The organism is Bacteroidota bacterium (assembly GCA_018266755.1).
GTDB lineage: Bacteria > Bacteroidota > Ignavibacteria > Palsa-1295 > Palsa-1295 > JAFDZW01.
Window position 1 is genome coordinate 244,650 of record JAFDZW010000001.1, and the last position, 26,607, is coordinate 271,256.

A 26,607-nucleotide genomic window follows, 5' to 3' on the forward strand; every position below is an offset into this window, starting at 1 on the left:
GGATGTTGATAAGGCAAACTAATGGCTCCCCGCGTTCTCCGGAACGTGGGGAGTTATTTTTTTGAATGGGGATATACGTAAAATCATCGTTACATCCTACACACCAAGCTGAATATCACTGGAGAACGCGTGTATTTTATCTATATGGATTACTATACTTAAGGCAAATTTTGGTGAAGATTTTGCGCAATCATGACCGAAGAATTCATCGTCACCGCTGGCGGAAATTATCACGTCGAGTGAGCTTTTTCTAAAAATTCATCCCGAAATAATGCAACTGTGCTGCATAACATTGCGTTAATTTTTATGCCGAACACTACGGGAAATTCAAATGCTTCATTACGTACCCTGACCTGTTCGAGCACAACGATCGTATAGATTTCTCTTATTCACTGCTCACACGGGGTCCCGTCCCCGAGAACAACGGGATGTTGATAAGGCAAACTAATGGCTCCCCGCGTTCTCCGGAACGTGGGGAGTTTTTTTTATGCATCGGCGCTTAGTGTATGATATGCGGATCCGATACAAACTCAGCCTGGGCGTGTTATTACTATGCAGCGGGTGTTCGTCAACCGATATAACATCTGCCGATCAGATCGTCTTTCCGGCGACGAATGTCAGTTACAAAGCACACGTCGCGCCACTGCTTGCGATCGCGTGCAATGCGGCAGGATGCCATGATATGGCACGACCTGAAAATGCAAATGTGGATCTGACATCATGGATCTCGCTTCGCGGTTCGACGAATGTCGTCAATCAGCCTGGCGATACGAATTGCGGGTTGGTGAAGGTCGTCTATGCCCGCGTCGGGCATCCGGGACCGCTGCGAATCAATGACAATCATCGTCAAGGGATCAAACAATGGGTGATCGAAGGCGCACAAAACAATTGACCGTTCTGCTGTTGCTCTGTTGCACTGTGACTGTGCATGCGCAGCGTTTTTCTGCCGACACGCGGTCGTATTTCGATTATGGTGACCAGAGCTATGTCACGACGCTTCAATCGCCGGCGGCAGATACGCTCTACGTCCTCATCAACACCGCACATGCCCTGTTCTCATTTCTGAAGACCGACCACACCCTCTCTTCACGCGGATCCTATTTTGCCGTGCGCGATCTTTCGGTCGAAGTTCGTGACGCCGCGACTTCGAAAGTTGTCGTAACGCGATCGGTACGTGACACTATCTTCGCAAAAGAATTTTCCGAAACGACATCGAAGCAACGATGGGAATCGAAGGTTGTCGCGCTGCCGCTCTCGTCGATTACCACGCCTCTTGCGGTAGATGTTCGCACCGAAGTGCGCGATGGTTTCCTCTCGCGCTTAGCGGACCGTCCTGCAAGCCAATCACTGACACTGCGAGCATTCTCGGGTGTCCGTTCGTTGACTGCCGCCGATACGAGCGATATCGGTATCGGCGACCCGATCGTCTTCGACGCTGCGGTCGCTGACTGCAACGAGTGTGCTCGAAACTATGGCAACACCACAGAATTCGGACGCGACCTGCGAGGAGTACTCCCGATCGCACTTGCATTGACGGATCATCTTGATAGTGTCGTATTCACATTGTATCAGGAATCCGATCAACTCCAGACCCCGAAGTTCGAGCGGCACCTCGTTCGCCATCTTGCGGTCTTGCCCGAGTCCTTTATCATGCACCGTCGTGAGGAGGTGTTATCGACCGATAGTCTCATTCGGTATCGTTCGGTTGCAACGAGTGATACCGCAGTACAGCATGTGCTCGTGCCAATGAATATCGACGGACGCATGCTCGAGCCGGGAGATTATTCTCTGGTGATAGAAATTTATCGCGGCTTCCAGACTCGACGTGTTAATCGTGCGATCCAGCTCGAGTGGCACGATATGCCGCTTTCGTTACAAAATGCGAAAGATGCGATTCCTCCGATGAGTTATATTCTGACTGACGAAGAGTATTCGGCGATGTCATCGGGTTCGAATGCCGAAGAACTACAGAAATTGTATGGGTATTGGAAGACGCAAGATCCAACCCCGTCTACTGCGTATAATGAGAAGATGGCGGAATTCTATCGCCGTGCCGATTATGCATATTTCAATTTTGCCCGTAGCCCAAGACAGCTTGACGGCGCTATGACCGATCGCGGGAAAGTCTATATATTATATGGTCCCCCCACATCCATTCAACGCTCGTTCCTCGTCGGGGAACAACCGACCGAAACCTGGACGTACTCGAATAATGTGAAGAAAGTATTTCGTTTCGTCGGTCAGGGAGGTGATTCGTTTAAGCTGATCGAGGTTAAGCCGTTATAATATAGTCTGTTACCAAGTTTCTTTTTGCCGGACGTCCCCTTTTTCCTAAAGGGACTCAATATATTTTTCTCCCAGAGTGTCACACGACGCAACTACTGCGTGTCATAACACGCAAAGGGCGGATTTTTGCCCTGCTCATTCCACAAACAAAAGAACTCGGTCGTGAACACTACCACTCAGCACTTCCTCGCTGCACAAGGACGCCGAATCGCGATCCTCTCAATGTTCGTAACGGTCTTAGTGATCGCTGCACAATATGCCACATCACACTCCGGCGGTATGACCGGGCAGACAAATAAGTCCGGCGACGGACAAGGGTGCACCTGCCACTGCGCCAACTCGAACAGCAATACCACCGTCACCATCTCAACGAATGCAACCTCGTTCGAGGCAGGCCAGACGTATTCATTCACGATATCGGTATCGAACGGGAATGAAGTCAAAGGCGGCTGCGATATCGCTGTTCAAAGCGGTACACTTGCTGCCGGTGCCGATGGTTTGCAGTTGAGCGGAACGCAGCTCACGCATACCTCACCGAAGACCTTGCCTGCTACCTGGAGCTTTACGTACACCGCACCGTCGACCGCAGGTACCGATACTATCTTCGCAGCAGGCAACGCAGTCAATAACGATGGCGGCAACGGCGGCGGCAACTGCACCGACCAGTGGAATTTTGCATCGAAGTTCGTGATCAACGTCACGGCGCCTCAACGGACGCTGGTACTCTCGCGCAACTCGATCGCGTTCGGCTCGCGCCGCGTCGGCGGTTCGTATACCGATACGATGCGCATTTCTTCCACAGGCAATGCAACCGTCGCTATCTCGTCGCAGTCGATGAAGACCGCCAACCCGATTACGAACTCCGTTACCGGATCCGCGAACCTGAGTGCCGGATCCAGCGAGACACAGACGATCACGTTCGCACCTACTTCGCGCGGATCGTTCACCGATACGCTTGTTGTCGCATCGGACGCGAATAATAACAATCTTGCGAGCCCGACCAGACAGACGGTCACGGTTACGGGTACGGGAGTTCAGGCCATCTTTAACGGCGCGAACACAGTGAATTTTGGCTCGGTCCGAGTTGGCGCGACCAAGTCATTGACTTACTCGATCGCAAATACCGGGGACGACACGCTGTTCTTGACGGCACCGTCGATTACCGGTTCGAATGCAGGGGCGTTTTCGATTACTTCTCAACCGACGCTGACAATTCCTCCGGGTGGAAATACATCGGTCGGTATTCAATTCGCACCGCTTACGAAGCAGCAGTTGACGGCGACACTGTCGCTCACGGCATCGAACGGCGTAAGTGTTCCGACGATCACCCTTGGTGGCACCGGTACGGCACCGATCGTTACGATCTTGTCGATGACCGATCTGGGGACCGGCCGTGTGGGCGGCACGCGGAACGGTTCGATCCAAATCAGCAACGGTGGTGATGCGGATCTGAATATTTCCTCGATCACGATCAGCAATCAGGCGCAAGGGAGCAAATTCTCTTTCACCGGATCGACTGCTGCGGTGATCACGCCGAATAATTCAACAGTGTTCCAGATGCAATATTCGCCGACGAGCGAACGCACGGACTCGGCGATCATCACCATCAACAGCGACGATATTACGGCACCTTCGTTCAAGGCGACCGTCATCGGGGAAGGTGGATTGCCGAAAATGGCGCCGCTTCAGACCGACACGATCAAGTTCGGTGATGTTCGCGTCGGAGCCAATGCACAGAATTTTTCTTTGCAAATCAAGAACAACGGCACCTATGACCTCGTGGTGAATTCGATCGATGTCACCCCGTCGCAATTCACCGTTGTCGGTAAGCCTTCGACAGTTGCCCCGAAGGGTGCCGGCCAGGTAACACTGAAGTTCGCGCCCACGGCGGCCGGGAAGGTCGTCGGCACGATCATCGTCCATGGCGACGATGTGAATAATCCCGTCGACACCGTCTATGTCAGCGGGAACGGGACGATCTCGAACTTCGACATTCCGTCGGGCATTTCCTTCGGCGATCAGAAGCTCAATACATCGAAGGATACGCTCATCAAATTGCGCAATCTCGGTACTGCTCCGGTCAAAATCCTGCAGTACGGCCTTACCGATCCGAGCAACGGATTCCAACTCTTTAGCGACACGGCCGCCGTTCGCCAGATCAATCCGCATGACAGCGCGACGATCAAGCTGCGGTTCAATGCATTCAAAGAGCAGTCCTTCTCCGGAACGCTCTCGATCACGACCGACGAAGGCAGCTCGAGCATTCGTCAGATCCAGCTCACCGGACGTGGCGTCAACTCGAAGCTGACGATCGGCGTGAGCTCGCTCGATTTCGGCACCGTCGACAGTGCGACTACTCTCGTGAAGAGCTTCTCGATCACGAATACGGGTACTGCACCGGCGACGATCAATGCGCTGACACTCACCGGCTCGACAGAGTTCGCCGTGGATTCGCCGAAGACGGCATTCACGATCGCCGCCGGTGGCTCGACTACAGTGCTCGTGCAATTCGCTCCGGTGTCAGCCGGTATTGCCGATGGTACGCTCACGATCTCATCGGCCGAAGGCTCGTCGCCGCAAGTGCTTCTGCATGGGATCGGCAAAGGCAAAGTAGATACCACGCAATCCGGTTCGGTGCGTGTGGTAGCGCCGCAAGTCGGGTTCGTCCGCGTGGTGCCAAATCCGGCAACGACTGCCGCAACGCTCTCGATGGGCCTCGTCGCACCACTATCGGATGTGAAGATTTCGTTCTACGATGCCGCTGCTCGGTTGGTGGCATCGCAATCGGTCGGTTCGCTTGACGAAGGCGTGCAGCAAATACCGCTCACGCTCCCGGCCATCTCGGGTGTCTCTTTCGTACGGATCACATCGAGTGGGATGTTGGTCGGTACGGTGGAGATTGTGATCACTCGCTGATCCCTACATCACGACACAAAACACAGCGAAGCGGCGCCTCGAAAGAAGCGTCGCTTTGTTGTTTTTTTTGCCCTCCTAACAATGACTTCAAGTTTAGCAAGGACATCGTTAGTACGCTCTACGAAGGAGTCATTCTGAGCGAAGCGAAGAATCCCTTGATGAAACGCAGTGAAGTCACGCCAACGAGATTCTTCGCTTCTGCTCCTGTGGTCGCAGAAGAATGCTCAGAATGACCATACGATGCCAAACTCCTATGGTCAACACTGAGCTACTTCCCGACGCATCCTGTGCGAACTCATTGGCACCTCGCGCGTTGTAGTAATGTCAATTTTTCTTCATCACTATGCATCGTCGAGTATTCTTGAAGGGCGCGCTGGCAGGCGGTGCGCTCGCACTTACCGGCCTCGATGCCCGTCTTGCCAGTGCGGCGTCGTTGCTGCGACCTGACGGCGGAGCGCTCACAAAACCATCGGCCGACCAGCAAGCGCTTGCCGACACGTTGCTCGCATATGCCAAGAGCCAGGGAGCGACCTACGCGGATGTGCGCATCTCACGCTATGCATCGCAATCGGTCGGCGTCCGCGATTCGGTCGTCACCGGCGTGAGCGATTCGGATTCGTTCGGGCTTGGCGTACGCGTAATCAAATCCGGCACCTGGGGCTTCAGCGCAACCCAAATGGTCAACGAGACGAACGGGAAACGCGCGGTGGACGAAGCGGTGCAAATGGCCGAAGCAAACTCCAAGCTGCAGTCGATCCCGCTCGATCTGGCACCGGTCGATGCGGTGACGGCCGAGTGGAAGACGCCGATCAAGAAGAACCCGTTCGACGTTTCGTTCAAAGAACGCGCTGAATTCCTGCTCAGTATGCATGCGCTTGCGAAGGGCGTGGATGTCGGCGGCAAAAAGCTCTTTATCAATTCGCATCTCTCGTCGGTGCGCGAGGAGAAGTATTTCGCATCGACCGATGGATCGAAGATTTGGCAGGAAGTGACGCGTGTCGATCCGTCGACGCACATCACGATTGCCGATCGAGCCAAAGGTGAATTCGCCAGCCGTGCGCTCTTCGTGCTTCCGCAAGGCAGAGGGTATGAATACGTCGAAGCGTATCCCTATAAAGAGGAGATTGCACAAGCCGTTGCCGAAGCGACGCAGAAGCTTTCGGCCAGGAGCGTCGAACCCGGGAAGTACGATCTGATCCTGCACCCGACGCACTTGTGGCTGACAATCCACGAAAGTATCGGGCATCCGACGGAGCTCGATCGCATCATGGGTTACGAGGCGAACTTTGCCGGTACGAGCTTCGTGAAAAAAGACGACCTGAATAGTCTTACCTATGGCAGCGATAACGTCAACATCGTCGCCGATCGGACGCAGGATGGCGCGCTCGCAACCGTCGGCTTTGATGACGACGGCGTGCCGTCGCAGTCATACGATCTGATTCGTGAAGGGGAGCTCGTCGGATTGCAAACGACGCGCGAACAAGCGAAGATGATCGGGGAGGCGCGTTCGCGTGGACAGAGCTATGCGCAAGGTTGGTGGAGCGTGCCGTTCCAGCGGATGCCGAATGTCAGTCTGAAACCGGGCAAGACGAAACGCTCGCTGAACGATCTCATCGCCGATACCGACAGCGGCATCCTGATCAAAGGAAATTCCAGCTATTCGATCGATCACCAGCGATATAACTTTCAGTTTACCGGGCAGGTCGCATACGAGATTAAAGGGGGAAAGCTCGGCGATATGTTGCGCGACGTAGCGTATCAGGCAAACACCCGCGACTTCTGGAAGCGATGCGATAGCGTCTGTGACCAAAGCGAGTATATGCTTGGCGGCGCGATGAACGACGGCAAAGGCGAGCCGATGCAGTCGAACCCGGTCAGCCATGGCTGTGCGCCGGCGCGGTTCTCGCGGATCGCAGTAATCAACACCAAGTCGCAATCGGCCAAAGCCCGTTCGGGCATGATCGATTACGAAGAGTGATCGGCCGCTATCCACAGAGAACGTCTTCTGAATGACAACAGATTGAATGTATGGCAAACGATATTCTTTCATCGGACGAATTAGAGACACTCGCGAAAAAGACGCTGAAGTATTCGAAGTCGGAGTGGTGCGAGGTGAGCATCGACAGTGCGCGCAGTTCGAATCTTCGCTATGCGGCCAATACCGTCACGACGAGCGGTTCGAGCGTCAACACGACCGTGCACATCAAGTGCGCCAACGGCAAGCGGGCAGGATCGGTCACGACGAACGATCTGAGCGACGATGGCCTCTCGAGGGCGGTTGCACGGGCGCATGAGATCAGTGGCCTCTCGCCCGAGAACGAAGAGCTGATGCCGCCGCTCGATGCGAAGCAAGAGTACTTGCGTTCGGCGCAGTTCGATGAGTCGAGCTCCGATCCGTCCTATACCGCAGGCGAACGTGCTCGGATCGCGAACCGCGCGATCAGCGAGGCTCGAGCGCGAAAGTTTATCGCTGCCGGATTCCTCGAGACGATCGTCAGTAGAACGGCATTTGCAAATTCGAAGGGATTGTTCGTCGAAGACGAAAAGACGCGCTCGACGTTCTCGACAACGATGCGCAACGACGACGGCACGTCCAGCGGCTGGAACAAGCGAGCCTCGCATGCGATCGCCCGGCTCGATGCCGAACGATGCATCATGCGCGCAGCCGAGAAATGCGCTGCATGGAAAAGTCCGTCCGAGCTCGATCCGGGTGTGTACCGTACGATTCTCGAACCGAGTGCGGCAGCCGACATGGTCCAGCAGTTCATGTGGTCGCTCGACGCTCGAGATGCCGAAGAAGGGCGCAGCCCTTATTCGCGTCCCAACGGGGCAACAGCGCTCGGTGAGCAGCTCTTCTCGCCGAAGGTGCATATCTATTCCGACCCGAATCATCCACTTGCTCCGGCGGGCGTGTATACCGGAGAGGGTATGCCCACCGAGCACATCGACTGGGTGAAAGACGGGAAGATCGAGAACTTCACACGCGGACGCTATTGGGCACAGAAAACCGGCAAACCGGCGGTTCCGGGACCCGCGAATATCATACTCGAAGGAGGCAATCAGTTGCCGGAAGATTTTCTTGCCAACGTGTCCGAAGGCTTGCTCATCACGAGCTTTTGGTACATTCGGGACGTCGATACCCAAACACTGCTCAAGACCGGGCTTACGCGCGACGGGGTATATTGGGTGAAGAACGGCGAGATCAAATACGCCGTGATGAACTTCCGATGGAACGAGTCGCCGCTCAACGTCTTGAAAAATGTCGAGGATATGTCGCGCCAAGTGGTGACGGCGCCTCGCGATGGCGACGACGATATCCAGATGATGATCCCGATGATGGTCGTGAGCGGGTTCAACTTCTCGTCGGTGTCGGACGCTGTATAGCGATTTACGCATGGAGCATTGAGAACGGGGGCGCGGGAAACCTTGCCCCTCTTGTTTTTCAGCAAAATCTGTGGAATGCCAATGCGTTCGCAGATTGTTTGATGCTTTCTCAATTCTGCATTCTCAATTCTCAATTCTGGATCATGCACATCGCACAACGGATCGGACGCCTCGGGACGGAAACTTCATTTGTGGTTCTGCAGCGTGCTCGCGAACTCGAAGCACAGGGAAAAGACATCGTCCATCTCGAGATCGGCGAGCCCGATTTCGACACGGCACCGAACATTGTCGCCGCCGCAAAACTCGCGCTCGATCAGGGGTTCACGCATTACGGTCCGGCTCCCGGACTTCCGGAATTCCGCAAGGTGATTGCCGATGTGGAAGGGAAGCGCCGCGGACTTGACTTCGACCCGAGCGAAGTGGTGGTCTGCCCCGGTGCAAAGCCAGTGATGTTCTATGCGATCATGGCTGCCGTCGATCCGGGCGATGAAGTGATCTACCCGAACCCGGGTTTCCCGATCTACGAAAGCTGTATCGAGCTTGCGGGTGGTATTGCTGTGCCGCTTGTGCTCAAGGAAGAGAAGGGATTTCGGTTCGACATCGAAGATCTGCGCAAGCTCGTGACGCCGAAGACGCGCATGATTATTATCAATTCGCCGCAAAACCCGACCGGCGGTGTCCTCACGCAGGACGATCTCAAGGGGATCGCAGAGATTGCCGTCAAGCACGACATCATGGTGCTTTCGGATGAGATCTATGGACGTGTGGTGTATGACGGATTCGTCAATCATACGATCGCAGCAATACCTGGCATGCGCGAGCGCACGATCATCCTCGACGGATTTTCCAAGACCTATGCGATGACCGGCTGGCGCCTTGGCTACGGCATCATGCCCGCCGACTTTGCCGCGGTATGCTCTAAGCTTCAGACGAACGTCCCGAGCTGTGCGACGAGCTTCATCCAGCGTGCTGGCATGGAGGCGTTGACCGGTCCGCAGGAGTGGGTTGACGGTGTGGTCGCCGAGTTCAAGCGTCGTCGCGATTTCATCGTCGATGCGCTCAACGACATTCCGGGCTTCAAGTGCCACAAACCGTTGGGTGCATTCTATGTCTTCCCGAACATCACCGGCACGGGCCTCGACTCGCGCGCCATTGCCGACAAGATCCTCTATGAAGGAAATGTAGCCTGCCTTTCGGGCACATCGTTCGGCAAGTATGGTGAAGGTTACATCCGCTTCAGCTATGCCAACTCGATCGAGAACATCGAGAAGGCGATGACGCGGATCAAGAAGCTGTTTGTGTAAGAGGGAAGTCACCCCTCCCCAACCCCTCCCCGCAAGCCTGCGGGGAGGGGCTTTTTGTATCTACCCCTCCCTCAGGCTTGTAGGGGAGTGATCTTTATTCAAAGTCCCTCCCCGCAGGCATGTAGGTGAGCGATCTTTATTCAAAGTCCCTCCCCGCAGGCTTGCGGGGAGGGATTTAGGGAGGGGTTATATAGGTCGGCGACTCCAAGTGCGTCTGCGGCAATTCCTCCAACCCACACGCGACTAAGATCGAAGAGATCACTCCATCGATATTCATAGATACCTGATTTGTCGTGAATCGGATCAACCGGAATCCGGCTTGTTCCAGCGCACGTTGGCGAGTAGCATCGCGGCGTTCTACGTCGCTTCGTTCATGTACGTCGCCGTCGATCTCGACGATTAGCCGATGCTCCGCGCAGTAAAAGTCAACAATGAATCCAATGATGGGGTGTTGCCGACGAAACTTCAACCCGCGTTGGCCGTGGCGACGCAGGGCATGCCACATGAGTTTCTCAGTGTGGGTTGGGTTCTTGCGAAATGATCTGGCTGTTGACAGCAGGGAATGTGTATAGGTACCCATAAACCAAATATACGCACAGCCCCATCACCCCTCCCCCAACCCCTCCCCGCAAGCCTGCGGGGAGGGGCCAAGAGAATCGCTGCTCGCAAGGTGCGGACAAGCGAACACGAAAGTCCCTCCCCGCAGGGTGCGGGCAAGCGAACATGAAAGTCCCTCCCCGCAGGGTGCGGGCAAGCGAACATGAAAGTCCCTCCCCGCAGGCTTGCGGGGAGGGATTTAGGGAGGGGTTATTATCGTTACAATCCCAACTTCTTGTAACCCAAGCATTGCCGGATGAAATATCTTCTTCTGTTCTTTCTCGTTCTTCCGATCAAACTCGTTGCACAACCTGCCAACTATTGGCAGCAGCATGTCTCCTACACCATCAGCGGCACGTTGATCGATTCCATTCACTCGTTCGATGGCAAGCTATCGGTCGTCTATACGAATAACTCGCCGGACACGCTGCACGAAGTCTATTTCCATTTATATGCGAATGCCTTTCGGCCCGGCTCGATGATGCACGAGCGTGCGAAAGCACTTCACGATATGGGACTGGTCAATCGGTTCGATCACTACAAACCGAGCGATTGGGGAGGGTATATCATCGATGAGGTGCGAGTTCACAAGCTCGCATTCGGCACAGATGACACACGAAAAACAAACGCACGGTTTGAAGTGACCGGCACAATACTCAAAGTATATCTCGATCGGCCGCTTGCTCCAAAAGAAGAGGTCGAGATCTCGATGCCGTTCTTCGAGCAGATCCCACTGCAAACGCGTCGCAGTGGCTGGATGAATGCCGATGGCATCAAATATTCAATGTGTCAATGGTACCCGAAGGTCTGCGAGTACGACCGCGAAGGCTGGCATCATCAGGAGTACGTTTCTCGCGAGTTCTATGGTGTGTGGGGCGACTTCGATGTGACGATGACCGTCCCCTCGAAATTCTGCGTCGGTTCGACGGGACAATGTCAGAACCCGCAAGAGGTCGGCTGGGGATACGACGAGATCGCAAACGGCGTGAAGAAGGGAAAAGTCTATCCCGATTCCGTCGCGAAAGCTCAGCATTCGCCGATGCTGACGTGGCACTTCAAGGCCTCCAATGTACACGACTTCGCATGGGTTGCGCATGAGTATATCCACGAATGGGATACCTGGAGCGACACGGTCACTGTGCACTGCTTCTACAAACAATCCGAGGACAAACAGTGGGCCGAAGCGATGAAGAATACCTTCTTTATGCTCGAGCATCATTCCAAGAAGGTCGGGTGGTACCAATATCGTAACTTCTCGAACACGCACGGCGGCGACGGAGGGATGGAATATCCGCAGTTGGTGATGGACGGAAGTCCGAACGCCGGACTCATCATGCACGAGGGTGGCCACCAGTGGTTTTACGGCATGCTCGGGAATAACGAAACGCGCTACGCCTTTCTTGACGAAGGATTCACCGAATTTATCGAGATGACCGGCATGGAAGCATATCACGGACGGACTGGCGATGATGGCATCGACAAACGTCCGTGGCTTACACGCATGCTCATCCCACGCGACGATAGCCGTCGCAGGTACTACTCATCGTACCTCGATCTTGCGACGGCTGGATATGAAGAGCCGCTGACTATTCCGCATGACTGGTTCAGAGAGAATGTAAACGCAGGGCAAGTATACTTCAAAACGCTGGCGGGCCTTGCACAGCTCGAGTACATTCTTGGCGACTCCGTCTTTTGGGCTGGGATGAAAGAGTATTTCCGTCGCTGGCATTTCAAGCATCCGACGCTCAACGACTTTAAACGGACAATGCAGGATGTCTCCGGCGCCGATCTCGATTATTATTTCGATGAATGGTTCGGTGCCACGCGAACGATGGACTATGCTGCTTGTGGCGTTTCATCGAAAGAGCAGGGCAATGGATCCTACGAGACGACCGTAACACTACACAACAAGTCGATCGGTGTTGCCCCGATCGATCTCACGTTGCATTACTCGGATGGTACGACCGGGATCGCGACAATCCCGTTAGCGGTCAATCAGAGTCTCGCCTATAAGAAGCCCGAAGCAGGGCGTATTTTCTTCCCGAGCTGGGATTGGGTGTCGCCTCGGTATGAGGGGAGCGCGATCACGCCGAAGAAGGTGTCCTGGTACGAGATCGATACGTCGATGCGACTCATGGATCTCGACCGTCGCAACAATTCCAGTTCCATGTGGCCGAATGTCGAGTGGTCGTTCTTGGAACAACTCAATAATTACCCGCCGCTTGGCTCATCGTACGGCGTATTTCGCCCGATCGTCGGATACGACGAGCTTGCCAAACTGAATCTTGGCGTTGGCCTGCGCTTCGGGACGGCACGGCTGAGCTCCGGCGATCTGAAGTTGATCGTGAAGCCGACACCAGCGCGAAATGCCGATTCCGGCAGAGGCCTCGTGCCGGTGAAAACGGTGTGGAGCGACTATATCGATGGCGAACTGAAATACGACAGAAGCGTCAAGTGGTTAGGCAATCTGACGACGTTTGCGGTTGACTTGCGCAAGATCAACGATGTCACCGGAGTAAATGTATCGCTCACGCATACCGTCCGGCCGGACTACTTATATCTCGGCCCGACGCATGTCATTAGCTTCGATCTCGACTTCGAACAGCGTGGCGCATTCGCCGACGACAATATTTCCTATCCGATCTATCCGCTCGATTGGGATCCGGTGAACTCGCGTTCGATCGGGTTGAACTATCATTATTCCTCGAGCGATCGCAAGACGTTGGCGTATGCAGCAGGCCGGATCGGCAGTCTGTTTGTGCGAGAGAAATTCTACGATAGCCTCGGCCAACATTACACGACGGAGATGAACGGCTACGCGCAGTTCGAGCTCGGCCTCTCGCATACCTACACACTATTGCCGGATGTGGATCTGAAGCTGCGCGCCGTTGCGGCTCGCACGGCCGGTACGCTCGAGGATCAGTATTACTATCAACTCAGCGGCGCGACGTATTCGCAGTCGTTGCGTAGCGATCTGTTCCGTACGGTCGCGAGCATCAGTCGGCATTTCAGCGAACAAGGTCACTTCTTTGTCGAGGGCGGTGCAGGTGTGCGTGGCTATGCGGATCAGCGCGGCGACCCGACGCGTCAGATCACGACACACGGAAGCGATCTGCTCGGTTTCAGCGCCGATCTCTCGTTGCCGAATCCGCTTGCGTCGCTCGGGTGGTTGCCGGCGTCGTTCGAGTGTTCACTCTTCTGCGATGCCGGCTGGGCGGGCGACTTTGCACATGGTAATCTCTCGACCGCCGAGAGCTTTGGTGACATTGCAAAGCAGCTCATGACGGATGCAGGCGTTGGGGTGAAGTGGAATGTACTTTCCTGGCTGCCGTGGCAATTGCAGGGTGTTGCCGAAGAATACGGTGCCATCCCAACGATCAATTTTTATTTCCCGCTGTACCAGAACCATCCGATCGACGGGAAGGATAATGTTGCATTCCGTTATGTGATCGGTATCGGCTCAATGTTCAGAATATGAAAACAGGCGTCATCGGGGTTGGGCATCTTGGTAAAGTCCATGCACGCTTATGGAAGCAAGTGCATGGCGCGGAGTTCGTCGGTGTATTCGATATGAATACGGCTGCAGCAAGAGAACTCGCAGACGAGCTTGGCGTGACTGCGTTCGAGTCGATCGAGGCGCTGCTTCGCGAAACCGACGGCGTCTCGATCGTGACGCCGACGAGCACCCACCATGCCGTTGCAATGCAGGCGTTGTCGATGGGCAAGCATGTGCTGATTGAAAAACCGATCACGACGACGATCGAAGAAGCCAACGAACTGATCGCGCTTGCGAAGAAGAACGATCTTCGTATTCAAGTCGGTCATATCGAGCGGTTCAACCCCGCACTCTTAGCCGTCGAACCCTTTATCAAGCAGCCGCGATTCTTCGAGTCGCACCGGTTGGCGCAATTCAAACCCCGCGGGACTGACGTTGCCGTTGTCCTCGATCTGATGATCCACGACATCGACGTGATTCTCTCGCTCGTCGGCGCGCCGGTGACATCCGTCGATGCCAGCGGAATCAGCGTCGTATCCGACGAGATCGATATCGCAAATGCACGCATTAAGTTCGAGGGAGGTGCGGTCGCGAATGTGACGGCAAGTCGCATCTCGCAAAATCCGATGCGGAAGCTTCGTATCTTTGAGCAAGACGCTTATGTGTCGGTCGATTTCGCTTCGAAACAGGCAGAAGTCTTCCGGCTCGTGAGTCCTGAGATAGCTACAGGGAGTTCATCGCTACTGTTCAACCTCGGCGAGATCGATCGCGCAGAAAAGAAACTCAACATTGTCTACGAGCGGCCGGATGTGAAAGATGTCAATCCGTTGCTCGTGGAGTTGCAGGAGTTTTGTCGTGTCGCAACGACTGCTGCTCGGCCGATCGTTTCGGGCGAGGACGGAGCAGCGGCGTTGGAAGTTGCAGATCGGATACTTCGTTCGATCCGAGAGAACGCCAAACGCTGACGGTTGAGTAGTGTTCGAATTCTTAACAAAATCCTCAAAAATCTACTTTTAGGGATTGTTTACCGGTATCATCGAGGAACTCGGCACAGTGATTGCTGTAATGCAATCTGGCACATCTTTGCGTATAGAATTTAGTGCAGAGAAGGTGCTGGGCGACTTGAAAGTTGATGATTCTATTGCAGTTAACGGCGTGTGTCAGACTGTGGTGAATCGGGCTTCGTTGTCTTTTGAGGTCATTTGTGTCGCCGAAACCATTGGGAAAACGACACTTGGCTCTTTGAAAGTTGGGGATAGGGTGAATCTCGAGCGGGCAGCGACACTTTCGACGCGGCTCGGCGGGCATCTGGTTCAGGGGCATGTCGATGCGGTCGCAACTCTGGAGCAGATCATACCGATCGACGGCAGTTGGGAATTCTACTTCCGGCTTCCGCAGGCTCTCATGAGATATGTGATCCCGCGCGGCTCGATCGCCATCGACGGGGTCAGCCTGACGGTCGCGGAGGTCGAAGGAGACCGGATCAAGACCGCGATTATCCCCCATACGTTCGAACTGACGACCTTCGGCTCGCTTCGAGTTGGCGACCGGGTCAATATCGAACCCGACAGCATTGTGAAGATGGTAGAACGCTTGCTCGAGGCTCAGGCTGAAGCCCGATAACGCAGCGTCAAGGGATACGGCCCGCCCGTGTGGCGGACATAGTTAACAAAGTGTACGAAATATGACGATCGAACCATATATGCACACAGGGTCGGTCGTTGTTGTGTCTAACTAAGCTTACTGAAGGAACAGAGCTATGGCAGGTCATGGCGGCGGCGGAAAAGTATACTTCATTCTCTACCTCGCAGTTCTGCTCGAACTGCTGATCATCATCGTCGAACGCGACGATGCTGAAGAGGAGCTCAAGCGCGAGAAGGAAGCACTCGTTCGCAAGAACAAGCGTATTCAATTGATCGCCGAGACGATCATTAACGCCCTTCGTGGTTCGCAGACGAGTGTGTCGTCCACCTCCGATCAGTCCATGACGCTCGGCGATCCGAAAGAGCCGGAACGTGAGTTCTCGGTCAAGGTTCGCGTTTCGGATCCGGCCCGCGACTCCGTCAACGATCTTTCGCTGACCATCCTTCGCAACGATACGAAGATGGATTCGATCGAAATGACCCACGACACGTCGATCTTCCCTCGTGTGCAGATGGGACAGGATTATATCTTTAAGTATAAGTTCAAGCCGACGTTCGGTGAGGGCGTCTATAAGCTTCGTTTCAATGCCCGTACGAACCAGATCGTCGGTGTGGCGCAAAGTCACAGCGCGGACGATACCGTCAAGATCGGCGCCGTTCACCTGACGGTGGGCGAGTTGGAAGAAGTGAAGAATAATATCACCGAGAACGTCGCACTCAAAGGATTTATCGACTCGTTGTTGACGGGTAATTATAGTAACTTCTCGACGAACCTCGGTAATAACGAGTTCGTCGTGAACGTCAAGCGTCCGGAAGCGAAGGTAACAGACCAGCTACAGGTATTGCCTCAGCTTGCTGACTTTGTTGCGTTCCCTGGTATCGAGCTGCCGAACCCGATCAAGATCGAAGGCGCCGATATTAAGGGCGTAAGCATTACGAAGATCGACGGACCAGGTGAATTCCAGAAGATTGACACCTTATGGTACTGGATCTACAAACCCGCTTCAACGGAGATCGGACAGAACTATACTGTTCACTTCAAGGGCCAAGCCAACCGCGGTGGCGGTGCGAAGGATGTCGGCATGAGTTCGTTCAGCGTCACGGTGCATGCGCTCCGTCCGGTTGCTGGCGATACGGCAATGTACTCGCCAACGTATGTTGACGACAATGGCAAGACGGTGGTCAGCCCGTATACAAAGGTGCCGTTTAGCATCAATGGCAAATATGAGGAGTTGAACGGCTCGTATCAATTGCACCTTACGCTTGATGGCGCCAGCTTCAAAGATGTGCCGGAGCCAACCTACGAATTCACTCCGACCTTCATGGAAATGGAAGGCAAGAAGCTTGGTGTGACCATCAACTTCAAGTCACCATTCATGAAGAACTGGGTGGAGCTCCGACATGATGAATTCGCCATCGCTGCGCCGCCGTTCCTTGCCAAAATCACTCCTCCGAACATTACCCCGGATGTCCGCTCGGTAAAGATTCTCTGCGGATATGGAATCGAGGGCCACTATACCGATGCAGGTGGAGACTTGGATGTCCAATCCGAAGGAGGTGTCTTCGATACGAAAGCATCAAAGACCGGAACACAGTTTGAGTATAGCCTGCGCGTCGCAAAGTTCCCGGCGAACATCCCGGCGAAAGGTAAGGCGGTCAAAGTAACGATCACCGATCGTGCCGGAGGAGGTACGCTCACTCGTACCGTTACGTTGATGCCGCCGAAACATGGATTCGGCCGTTGATCCCCAGCACAACCGATCATGGAAAAGTTGATGAAAATTAGAATTGATGTGAATCGCAACACTATGACATACCGCCGAAACGCGAAGGTTGCATTGTTCTGTGCTATTGCACTTGTATTTGCTACAGTGCAGAGCTCGTTCGCTCAGCCATTGGTTGATTCGGTGCGCGCACTTCAAAAACAGAACGATCGTATGTACCGTGTGCTGAGCTCGCTCGATGACCAGGGCGGGTCCTACGCATACACGAATGTCGTTCAATGGAAGATTACCGATCCCGAGCTCTATGGACAATTGAAGGATGCCTTGCAGAAGGAGCCCTTCAACCTCAAGCCGGACGAGGTAGATATCACCGATATCTATATGTTCTCTGCCCCAATCCCTGGTACCGATCGCGTTCAGCCGTTCCATATCCTCGCGATGGGTATTCGCAAGGAGAAGACGAAGGGCAAGAGAAAGACATCGGTCTTGGATGCGTTCGGCGGCGGTGATGAAGATAATTCTCAGCCGGTGCCGTTTCCGTTCAAGGGGAAGGCACTCGTAAAATATTTGGTGCAGAACAAGACCCTGCTTGACAATATCAATTCCATTGGCGGAGAGTTCGTTGAACTCCCGGGCGAGATCATCCCGCACGGCGCGCAGCTTGTGAAGGATTCGCGCGTACGGTATATGTACAATCGCATGTTCAGCCAGTTCTATTCGAAGGTTGGAATGCAGGACGAACAGCGCCGCGTGCTGGGGCTCCCCACATCACAAGAAGCATTTGCCGCGCCGGCCGTCAATCCGAATGATACTACAGGCGGAGCACAACAAGATATTCCGCTTATCGACCCGGAAGCAACGACCGCATTGCCCGAGCAGTCGTCGTTCCTACAGCGTGCTTCACGCTACGAAAAACTGGTCGATCTGTCAATCAATCACCTATGGGTCAACGTGACCAAGCAGTTGTCGCTGGAGTTGGAACTTGGGCATAGCGAAGTTGGCTTGCCGTTCTGGAGCACCGGTGAAGCCCGTTTCTGGATCAACATGAAGAACCAGATCGGCAGCGAAAGCAATGTGAAGCTCGGTCTGGTATTCCCGCTTGATTTTGGCAACAAGGATGCCTTCACGTTCCCGGCACGCCGCCTGAGCGGTAGCTGGGGCGGCTCGCTCGATGCGTATTTCGCAGGAATCGACTTCTTCAGTGCATTCAATCTGCCGTTGGCATTGAAGCTTTCGATCATGCCGGGCGGCGGTTCGAACTCGAGCATTCTCAACGATACATGGAGCACTGCTGGCAAGAGCGATGTCGCGTTCACAACCCTTGCGGGGAAGGACACGGTCATCCCTGCTTCGCGTACGTTCTACCGCACGACGGTGGTCGCACAGCTCTACATCCCGACGATCTTGCAGCTCGATCTCAATAACTTCTTGCAGGTGTCTGCCGGTATCGGTATTTTGAACGTCGAGCAGTCGATGTTGCCGAAGGGCACCGGCTACGATTACACGCGCAACCGTCCGGGCGATCAGCCGCTCTTCACGCCCGACCAGGTTGACAAGGTGCAGGACCTCAAGCGTGTCTCGGCGCCGGTCTCGCCGCACTTCATGGTTGAGTATGTCAACCACAAGAATTCAAAGTTCGGCCTCAGTGCCGGATACGATCATGAGTTCATGTTCGGTGGCTGGATCGAGTTGATCCAGGACCACTTCCGCATCGAGCTCAACTATAGCTCACCGCTGATTCGCGATGCGAAGGCATGGGAGCCGCAGTCGTTCTTCTCGATCACACCACGGTTCTATTTCTAAGCGAAAGGAGCAGCACCGATGGTACGCAATCACAACTCCGGAAAGTTTGGTATGAAGCAAGTAGTGCGTTCGGCCGTAGCCGTTGTCGCGTTCTTCTGTGTCGTCCGAAGTGTCCATGCACAGCCTGGTTCACAACAGGGTGGCACGACGACGCAGACCAACTCGCAGCAAGTGAGCTGGCAGGATGAGTACAGATCCGCTCAGGAAGAGAATCGTGCGCTGAAGAACATTATGTCGGCGATCCAATCGATCGACACCGCCCGGCAAAATGAGCTGATTCAGTTCATCATCACCGATCGTGGTGTGCGAAGCCGCGTGATCTCCGCATTGCGTAAGGCAGGGTACCCAATCTCAGCCAGCACGGATGCCGATCTGATGGTCACGCAAAAGCCGCTCTCGAAGGATGCGTACTTGCAAGGAAATAGTGATATGCAGATTTTGCGTATCATTATTCAATCCGTCGGCATTTACGGCGATCCGACGATCCGCAAACTCCTTGGCGAAGATCTCTATAATAAGATCAACAACCGATCGGATTTCGAGTATACATTGGTTTCTTCTCCGACGTCGCAGTCGAAGATCCAGTACGCTCTTGTGAATGCGTCGCTCTTCGGTGGCGAAATTGTTTTCAAGTCGGGCTTCGGTTTTGGCATGACCGTCGGTAACGACTACGTCGGCTTCCCGTTCTGGCAGGCAGGTAATGTCGGCGTCGAGGGTCTCATCCGCAAGGAGATGACGGATGTCCGCCTTGGCCTCAATTTCCAGCTTGGCGAAGCAGGTATTACACCGTTTAATATCAACGGTGGCTTGAACATCAAGCAGCGTAAGCTCGAAGGAACGCAGGGCTTCCATGCTGAGCTTCAGCAAGCGATTGAGATTTCGAAGGACAAGGACGCCGGTCGCTTTAGCGTGGGCGGCGAGTTCTACGAAGCCTTCAATCCGTCGATCACGACGCTCTCGCTGCGTGCGACGACCGATCGTCAGTACCGCACGGACTACGGCTCATTCACGCCGACCACGCCGGGCCTGAAAAAGGATAGCTTGTATTATCTTGGTCTAAGTGGCCACGTGTGGGCGACCTACGGACTCACGAGCGGTTCGCTCAGGGGTGGCTACGTTCAGCTCGGTCTTGGAACGCATCGTATCAATGCGATCACGATCGGCCAGAAGGGTACGACGGTTGGTACTCCTGGGTATCTTGATATCGTGCAGGCGAAGACCATCGATCGTTTCGATCCGGTTGTGAAGCTCGGCTATAACCACGGCGGCAGTGATGGATACGATTGGGGCGTGAGTGTTCAGTATATGAACGAGCTCATGGCTGACGGTTTTATCCAGATCTTTAGCTGGCTCGATATCGAAGCGAAGTATGCCGCAGTCGTCGGTCGCGATCCGGAAAAGTGGGAGTGGAGCGATTTCGTGATGATCTCGCCGGTGCTGCACCTGAACTTCTAAGAGAGACCATTACTCTCAAACGAAGAACGCGCCGATCGGCGCGTTCTTCGTTTATAGAGGTATGGTTTTCTCAGTGCACATAGCGTTCGATAAACTGCTTAATCACTGTGTCCGACGAGGTTTGCAGTTCACCCGGAGTGCCGTCGAAATATACGAGGCCTTCGTATAAAAAGATAACTCGTTTTGCAATCCGCTCGACGGTAAAGAGGTCGTGCGTAATAATCAGGTTTGTGGCCTTGTAGCGATTCGTGACGCTCAGGATCAGGTCGTCGATCTGATCGCTTGTGACGGGATCGAGCCCGGTTGTCGGTTCGTCGTAGAAGATATACTTTGGGTTCATGGCGAGCGCTCTGGCCAACCCGACGCGTTTGCGCATGCCCCCCGAAAGCTCGGAGGGTTTGTGATCGAGAATGCCGCCAAGACCTACTAACTCCAGTTTCTCCGTCGCAAGCTGGCGCAGCTTTTGTTCGTCGCGTTCGCCCTGCTCCCACAGGCCGAGTACCACGTTCTCGTAGACGGTCATCGAATCGAAGAGCGCAGCGGACTGGAACAGGAAGCCGATCTGACGTCGCAGGGGATAGAGTACACCCTCCGGGGCTACGGCAGTGTTGATTCCATCGACCACCACATCGCCCGCGTCGGGCTCGAGCAAGCCGACGATCAGCTTCAGCAGTACGCTCTTCCCGCAGCCCGACTGACCGATGATCGCCACCGTTTCGCCGTCGTGGACCGTGAACGATACTCCCCGGAGCACGTGGCGCTCGCCGAACGACTTCTTGAGGTTACGGATCTCGATCATACGTTCAGAAGATGATCGTCCAGAGGACGTAGTCAAGAATCAATATGGACGCAGCAGCAAGCACAAACGCCCGGATGCTGGAATTGCCGACGCCCTCGGCACCGCCGCTTGTTTTCAAGCCGACATGGACGCCGATCAGAGCGGTGACATTCCCAAAAAAGACCGACTTGAATACCCCGGCAAGTACGTCCTTCACATGGAAGTACTGCCGGACGCTATCGAAGAACGTCTTGTTCGTCAGTCCGAGAAAGAAGTTCGAGACGACAACCGCGCCGATCAGCGCGATCATATTCGCGAAGATCGTCAGGATCGGTACCATGAGTGTCGCAGCGACCACGCGAGGCGTGGAGAGATAGCGGATCGGGCTGATGCCGAGGCTTTCGAGCGCGTCGATCTGTTCGGTCACTTTCATCGTCCCGAGTTCGGCGGCGATCGATGCGCCGACACGACCTGCGATCACAATTGCCGCCAGCACCGGGCCGAGTTCGATGAAGATTGCTCGTGAGACCGTGCCGCCAATGAGCGTAAAGCTAATGAGTCCCTTAAATTGGTATGCCGCCTGCCATGCGCTGACCATTCCGGTGAAGAACCCGATGACAAGCACGAGTGGCAGCGAACCGACCCCGATATGCTCCATTTGCTTCAGGAGCAAACGGCGGTCGCGGCCCATGCGCGGGACGAACGAATATGTTCGCCCGAGCAGGCGCGAGACATCACCAAATTCCTCGAGGAATCCGATGGTCTTTCTGCCGATATAACGGATCGGGTTGTTCAAGGGGCCAGTTTGCGCGTATATGACAACGATTCTTGGAGGGTGTAACACCTCCGGGACGCATTTATCTTCGCATTTTCAATAAGATATCGGGATATACGGCTTCGGTTGAACTTGTTGCAGCCCGGAGGCGTTTTTCCAGTCCTTGTTCTGTAACAGACAAGTGCTGTGCCCGTAGCTCAGCTGGATAGAGCATCAGCCTTCTAAGCTGAGGGTCGTTGGTTCGAGTCCAACCGGGCATGCGGGAATAGAAATGTAAAGAGTGAGAATGGGCATGTGTCTGTTTATCCTATTTACATCTGCGATTTGATACGGCGGGATTAGCTCAGTAGGTTAGAGCGCCAGAATGTGGCTCTGGAGGTCATGGGTTCGAAACCCATATCTCGCCCAACGAAATCAGCCTTCGAGTTTCGAAGGCTTTTTCATATATTACCATGGTACGCGTACGCTTTGCTCCATCTCCGACCGGATTTGTACACGTCGGTTCGCTTCGGACCGCGTTGTACAATTACCTGTTCGCTCGTCATCATAATGGCGTCAATATTCTCCGCATCGAGGATACTGACCAGACGCGCTATGTCGAAGGTGCAGTCGAGAACTTGCTGCGCACCATGGATTGGGCCGGCATCTCCTTCGACGAAGGACCGGTGCAGGGTGGCGAGTACGGCTCATACACCCAGAGTGAGCGCACGGATCTGTATCGAAAGCATGCGGAGGAGCTCGTAGAGAAGGGCAAGGCATATTATTGCTTCTGCTCGTCGGAGCGTCTCGATCAGGTTCGAAAAGAGATGCAGGCCTCCGGCCAGCCGCCAATGTATGACCGTCATTGCCGCAATCTCAGCGCCGATGAGGTCAACGCAAAGCTCGATGCAGGCGAGAAGCATGTGGTGCGCCTGCGAGTCCCGCTCGGCGAAACGATCACGTTCAACGATATCGTCAGAGGCGAGGTGAGCTTCGAGACGAAGACGATCGACGATCAGGTCCTCCTAAAGTCCGACGGCTTCCCGACGTATCATCTTGCCAACGTCGTCGACGACCGCCACATGAAGATCACGCACGTGATCCGTGGCGAGGAGTGGCTGTCGTCCACTCCCAAGCACATCCTGCTCTATCGTGCGTTTGGCTGGGAGAGCGAGATGCCGGCGTTCGCGCATCTGGCGCTCTTGCTCAATCCCGATCGCAGCAAACTTTCGAAGCGTCAGGGTGATGTTGCCGTCGAGGATTTTAAGGCCCAGGGATACTTGCCCGATGCACTGGTGAACTTCGTCGCACTGCTCGGTTGGAATCCGTCCGATACGCAGGAGATTTATTCCATGCAGGAGCTGATCGCTGCTTTTGATCTTGAGAAGGTCAATAAGGGCGGTGCGGTCTTCGGCCGCGAAAAGCTCGATTGGATGAACGCGGAGTACATCCGCAAGAAATCACCTGCGGATCTGCTCGCACTCGTGAGGCCGCTTGCTGCGGCGCGCGGCTATGCCGTTTCCGATGAGTATCTTTCCAAGGTAATCGCGCTGATGCTCGAGCGTGTGCGCTCGGTCAACGACTTTGTGGACTTTGCTTCCTACTTCTTCATGGCTCCGACAGAGTTCGATGAGAAGTCGCGCGCGAAGAACTGGAATGCCGAGGCCAAGCAGCGGCTTGCGGATATCCTGCCGACGCTCAAGGCACTCCCCGAGTGGACCCACACAGCCATCGAGCAGACGGTACGTTCATACGCCGAAGCAAACGGCATATCGGCAGGCAAACTCATCCATCCATTGCGGCTCGCTTCTAGCGGCGTCGGTATGGGCCCAAGCCTCTTCGAGATGCTCGAAACCATCGGGCAAGCGGAGGTGTGCAGTAGGATCGAGTATGCACTGGCGAATCTAGATTAGCATCCTTCATCGTAGGGGCGAGGCATGCCTCGCCCGTTCTTCCGTCTAGCACTGCTGCTCGGTGGCGTACATCGGATCGTCCCGCCACCGTTGCGGATTCTCCTCAATGTAGCGCCTGGCTGCGAGCAACTCTTGTTCGTCTCTGACGATCCGTTCGTAGAATCCCCTTTGCCAGACTATCTCATCGCTTCCGCTCCTCTGTGCTTGGCGGTAGATCTTCGAGGCAGCGGATTTCAATGACCCGACGATGGAAGAGAGCGATGCGCTTCTTGACCCATGCCCTCGACTATCTTCAGGCGATTCGGTGCCATCCCATGTGTCGATATGGATCAAGCCGTGAATATGATTTGGCATGACCACGAACGAGTCCAGTCGAATGGTTGGGAAGTGTGTTGGCAATGAATGCCAAGCGATCTCAATGGCTTCGCCGATCGGTAACAACCGGACACAGAAAGGCTCTATGGTGCAAAAGCGCGGCTTCTTTTTGTGCGAACACACGGTGACAAAGTATGTCCCAGGTCGCTGATAATTGTAGTGTTGGAGTCTCGGGGACTTCCGTTGAGGATATCGCTGTTCCATCGCATCTCATGTTGACGAAAGGCGGTCGAGGCATGCCTCGACCCTACGAAACACGGGGTAGTTACCCCAAAAACTTATTCCTCGCCGCCTGCAATTCTTTGATCAGGTATTCTAATCGCGCATCGCCGCTGCCTTGGCCGAGCGGGAAATAGAACTTCGTTGTCTCGATAATGTACTTGATGGGGTTCTTCTTGACGTTGAAGGCGAGGCAGCGGAAGGAGTCAAGACGGTCGCAGAGCTTGAGGATCTTGGCATCGACGCTGGCGGCTTTGATGCGGTCGACATACTCTTTCTCGAGCATCTCGCGCATCATGCCTTCGGCTTTGATATCTTTCGTCAGTAGTTGCACCAGTTGGCTGCAATATTCGCCGAAGTTGTACTTGATGACGTCGCCGGTGATTACTAGTGAATCCTCGAGCACGTCGTGTAACAGTGCTGCGCAGATGACCTGAATATCTTTGATCTCCAGCTCCAGGATCACGATCTTTGCGACGCGGCTGGGGTGCCAGAAGTAGGGAGTACCGTCGTGTCGCTTCTGGCCTTCGTGGACGCTTTCGGCCATATCATAGGCGCCGACGGCGAGATTCACATCGGTTGCCGCAAAACCACGCTCCAACAGGAGCATCTCCATTTCGGAGCGCTTGAGGTAGGTCTGGTTGTATTTGAATTCCTCAAGATGCACTCCTACAAAGATACAACATGTTGCGCCAGGGGCTGGGGCAGTAGTCAGTATTCAGTAGCCGGTAGTCGGAAATACTATCGTCTAACGGTCTAACTACAGGCTACTGGCTACTAACAGGTCATACATTGAATCGGAAGTGCATGATGTCCCCGTCGGCGACAGTGTAATCTCGGCCTTCGGAGCGTAGCAAGCCTGCATCTCTCATCGCAGCTTCGGTCTTTAGGCGAACAAAGTCGTCGTATTTCATCACTTCTGCGCGGATGAAGCCTTTTTCGAAATCGGTATGGATGACACCGGCGGCTTCGGGCGCCTTTGCACCCTTGCGTACCGTCCAGGCGCGGACTTCCTGTTTGCCAACAGTGAAGTACGTCTGCAGACCAAGTAGATCGTACGCCGAGCGCACGATCACGTTCAAGCCAGGCTCCTTCATTCCAAGTTCTTCGAGGAAGGCCTGACGCTCGTCGGGCGGAAGTTCTGCAAGCTCACACTCGATCTTCGCGCAGATCGGGACAATGTTAGCGCCTTCGGCGTTGGCGATCTCACGGACGGTATCGATATATGCATTTCCGTTCGCGAGCCCTGCCTCATCGGTATTGGCAATGTACATGATCGGTTTGCGTGTGATCAGGTGCATATCGCGCATCCACATCGCCTCGTCGTCGTTCTCGATCGGGAAGGTACGAGCCAGTTTACTCGATTCGAGCGACTTCTTGACTCGCTCGTAAAAATCTGTCTCTGCCTTTGCTTTGGGGTCGCCTGTCTTGGCCTTGCGAGCCGCGCCGTCGAGTTTCTTCTCAACCGTTTCGAGGTCTTTGAAGATCAATTCTGCGTCGATGATCTCGATGTCGCGCTTCGGGTTGACCGAGCCATCGACATGGATAATGTTAGAATCGTCGAAGCACCGGACGACGTGCAGGATTGCATCGACATCGCGAATATGCGAGAGGAATTGGTTGCCCAGGCCTTCACCCTGCGCCGCGCCTTTGACGAGGCCGGCGATGTCGACGAACTCGATGGTTGCCGGGACTTCCTTGTCCGGCTCGGCGATCTGCGTTAGGACCTTCAGGCGGCCATCCGGGACCGCCACGACGCCCGTATTCGGCTCGATCGTGCAGAACGGGTAATTCGCCGCCGCCGCGAGGTTCGTGGATGTGATTGCATTAAACAGGGTCGATTTCCCGACGTTCGGCAAGCCGACGATACCACACTGTAAGCCCATGAGTTCTTTTCTGGAAAATTGTGCCCTTAGAAGGGCTGGGGGTCTGGTTTCGTTCCGAGACTTCCGATTCGTGG

19 protein-coding genes and 2 tRNA genes are annotated in these 26,607 nt (G+C 54.7%); 15 read left to right on the forward strand and 6 right to left on the reverse strand.

Features of this window, described 5'->3' with window-relative positions; translation table 11 throughout:
* The first annotated feature begins 511 nt into the window (after positions 1–511).
* From JSS75_00965 to JSS75_00990, 6 genes are all read left to right on the forward strand, one after another.
* Entirely contained in the window at positions 512–892 is a 381-nt protein-coding gene (locus JSS75_00965) for a hypothetical protein (protein MBS1902258.1), read from the forward strand.
* On the forward strand, positions 862–2,286 hold the full coding sequence (locus JSS75_00970; protein ID MBS1902259.1) for a GWxTD domain-containing protein: 1,425 nt from the start codon (positions 862–864) through the stop codon (positions 2,284–2,286). The genes JSS75_00965 and JSS75_00970 overlap by 31 nt, the downstream gene beginning before the upstream one ends.
* A gap of 162 nt (positions 2,287–2,448) precedes the next feature.
* Positions 2,449–5,202 carry a choice-of-anchor D domain-containing protein gene (locus JSS75_00975; GenBank protein MBS1902260.1) on the forward strand — a complete coding sequence of 918 codons (2,754 nt, stop codon included), beginning with the start codon at positions 2,449–2,451 and terminating at the stop codon, positions 5,200–5,202.
* Positions 5,203–5,545: 343 nt separating this feature from the next.
* Positions 5,546–7,180: a TldD/PmbA family protein gene (locus JSS75_00980; protein ID MBS1902261.1), complete on the forward strand. Its 1,635-nt coding sequence runs from the start codon at positions 5,546–5,548 to the stop codon at positions 7,178–7,180.
* A 50-nt stretch (positions 7,181–7,230) separates the two neighbouring features.
* The gene (locus tag JSS75_00985; protein MBS1902262.1) at positions 7,231–8,586 is read left to right on the forward strand and encodes a TldD/PmbA family protein; all 1,356 of its coding nucleotides are present in this window, start codon (positions 7,231–7,233) and stop codon (positions 8,584–8,586) included.
* A gap of 143 nt (positions 8,587–8,729) precedes the next feature.
* Entirely contained in the window at positions 8,730–9,890 is a 1,161-nt protein-coding gene (locus JSS75_00990; GenBank protein MBS1902263.1) for a pyridoxal phosphate-dependent aminotransferase, read from the forward strand.
* Between the two features lie 175 nt (positions 9,891–10,065).
* Here JSS75_00990 and JSS75_00995 read toward each other — a convergent pair whose 3' ends face one another.
* A complete protein-coding gene (locus JSS75_00995; protein ID MBS1902264.1) occupies positions 10,066–10,470 on the reverse strand; it encodes an endonuclease domain-containing protein in 405 nt (134 codons plus the stop codon).
* Positions 10,471–10,743: 273 nt separating this feature from the next.
* Here JSS75_00995 and JSS75_01000 point away from each other — a divergent pair, with 273 nt between their 5' ends.
* The 6 genes from JSS75_01000 to JSS75_01025 all read left to right on the forward strand — a co-directional run bounded on the left by JSS75_01000 (position 10,744) and on the right by JSS75_01025 (position 20,608).
* Positions 10,744–13,965, forward strand: coding sequence for a hypothetical protein (locus JSS75_01000; GenBank protein ID MBS1902265.1), 3,222 nt, complete (start codon positions 10,744–10,746; stop codon positions 13,963–13,965).
* Positions 13,962–14,948 (forward strand): Gfo/Idh/MocA family oxidoreductase, encoded by a 987-nt coding sequence (locus JSS75_01005; protein ID MBS1902266.1) that lies wholly within the window; start codon positions 13,962–13,964, stop codon positions 14,946–14,948. The genes JSS75_01000 and JSS75_01005 overlap by 4 nt, the downstream gene beginning before the upstream one ends.
* A gap of 55 nt (positions 14,949–15,003) precedes the next feature.
* Positions 15,004–15,606, forward strand: a complete 603-nt coding sequence (locus JSS75_01010; GenBank protein ID MBS1902267.1) for a riboflavin synthase — start codon at positions 15,004–15,006, stop codon at positions 15,604–15,606.
* Between the two features lie 136 nt (positions 15,607–15,742).
* Positions 15,743–17,371: a hypothetical protein gene (locus JSS75_01015; protein ID MBS1902268.1), complete on the forward strand. Its 1,629-nt coding sequence runs from the start codon at positions 15,743–15,745 to the stop codon at positions 17,369–17,371.
* 63 nt (positions 17,372–17,434) lie between these two features.
* Complete coding sequence (locus tag JSS75_01020; protein MBS1902269.1) at positions 17,435–19,153, forward strand: hypothetical protein; 1,719 nt, start codon at positions 17,435–17,437, stop codon at positions 19,151–19,153.
* 18 nt (positions 19,154–19,171) lie between these two features.
* Complete coding sequence (locus tag JSS75_01025) at positions 19,172–20,608, forward strand: hypothetical protein (protein ID MBS1902270.1); 1,437 nt, start codon at positions 19,172–19,174, stop codon at positions 20,606–20,608.
* Positions 20,609–20,678: 70 nt separating this feature from the next.
* On the opposite strand, the gene JSS75_01030 is transcribed toward JSS75_01025, so the two are convergent.
* Together JSS75_01030 and JSS75_01035 are read right to left on the reverse strand one after the other, a co-directional pair.
* Positions 20,679–21,407: an ABC transporter ATP-binding protein gene (locus JSS75_01030; GenBank protein ID MBS1902271.1), complete on the reverse strand. Its 729-nt coding sequence runs from the start codon at positions 21,405–21,407 to the stop codon at positions 20,679–20,681.
* A gap of 4 nt (positions 21,408–21,411) precedes the next feature.
* Positions 21,412–22,077 (reverse strand): ABC transporter permease, encoded by a 666-nt coding sequence (locus tag JSS75_01035; GenBank protein MBS1902272.1) that lies wholly within the window; start codon positions 22,075–22,077, stop codon positions 21,412–21,414.
* Between the two features lie 270 nt (positions 22,078–22,347).
* On the opposite strand from JSS75_01035, the gene JSS75_01040 reads away from it, so the two are divergent.
* The 3 genes from JSS75_01040 to JSS75_01050 all read left to right on the forward strand — a co-directional run bounded on the left by JSS75_01040 (position 22,348) and on the right by JSS75_01050 (position 24,053).
* A tRNA-Arg gene (locus JSS75_01040) sits at positions 22,348–22,421 on the forward strand.
* A 72-nt stretch (positions 22,422–22,493) separates the two neighbouring features.
* Positions 22,494–22,567, forward strand: a tRNA-His gene (locus tag JSS75_01045).
* 46 nt (positions 22,568–22,613) lie between these two features.
* Complete coding sequence (locus tag JSS75_01050; GenBank protein ID MBS1902273.1) at positions 22,614–24,053, forward strand: glutamate--tRNA ligase; 1,440 nt, start codon at positions 22,614–22,616, stop codon at positions 24,051–24,053.
* 45 nt (positions 24,054–24,098) lie between these two features.
* Here the strand turns inward: JSS75_01050 and JSS75_01055 are convergent, their stop codons facing one another.
* The 3 genes from JSS75_01055 to ychF all read right to left on the reverse strand — a co-directional run bounded on the left by JSS75_01055 (position 24,099) and on the right by ychF (position 26,533).
* Entirely contained in the window at positions 24,099–24,407 is a 309-nt protein-coding gene (locus tag JSS75_01055) for a transposase (protein ID MBS1902274.1), read from the reverse strand.
* 286 nt (positions 24,408–24,693) lie between these two features.
* A complete protein-coding gene (locus JSS75_01060) occupies positions 24,694–25,314 on the reverse strand; it encodes a bifunctional (p)ppGpp synthetase/guanosine-3',5'-bis(diphosphate) 3'-pyrophosphohydrolase (GenBank protein ID MBS1902275.1) in 621 nt (206 codons plus the stop codon).
* Between the two features lie 118 nt (positions 25,315–25,432).
* Positions 25,433–26,533 (reverse strand): redox-regulated ATPase YchF, encoded by a 1,101-nt coding sequence (gene ychF / locus JSS75_01065; GenBank protein MBS1902276.1) that lies wholly within the window; start codon positions 26,531–26,533, stop codon positions 25,433–25,435.
* Positions 26,534–26,607: the final 74 nt, after the last annotated feature.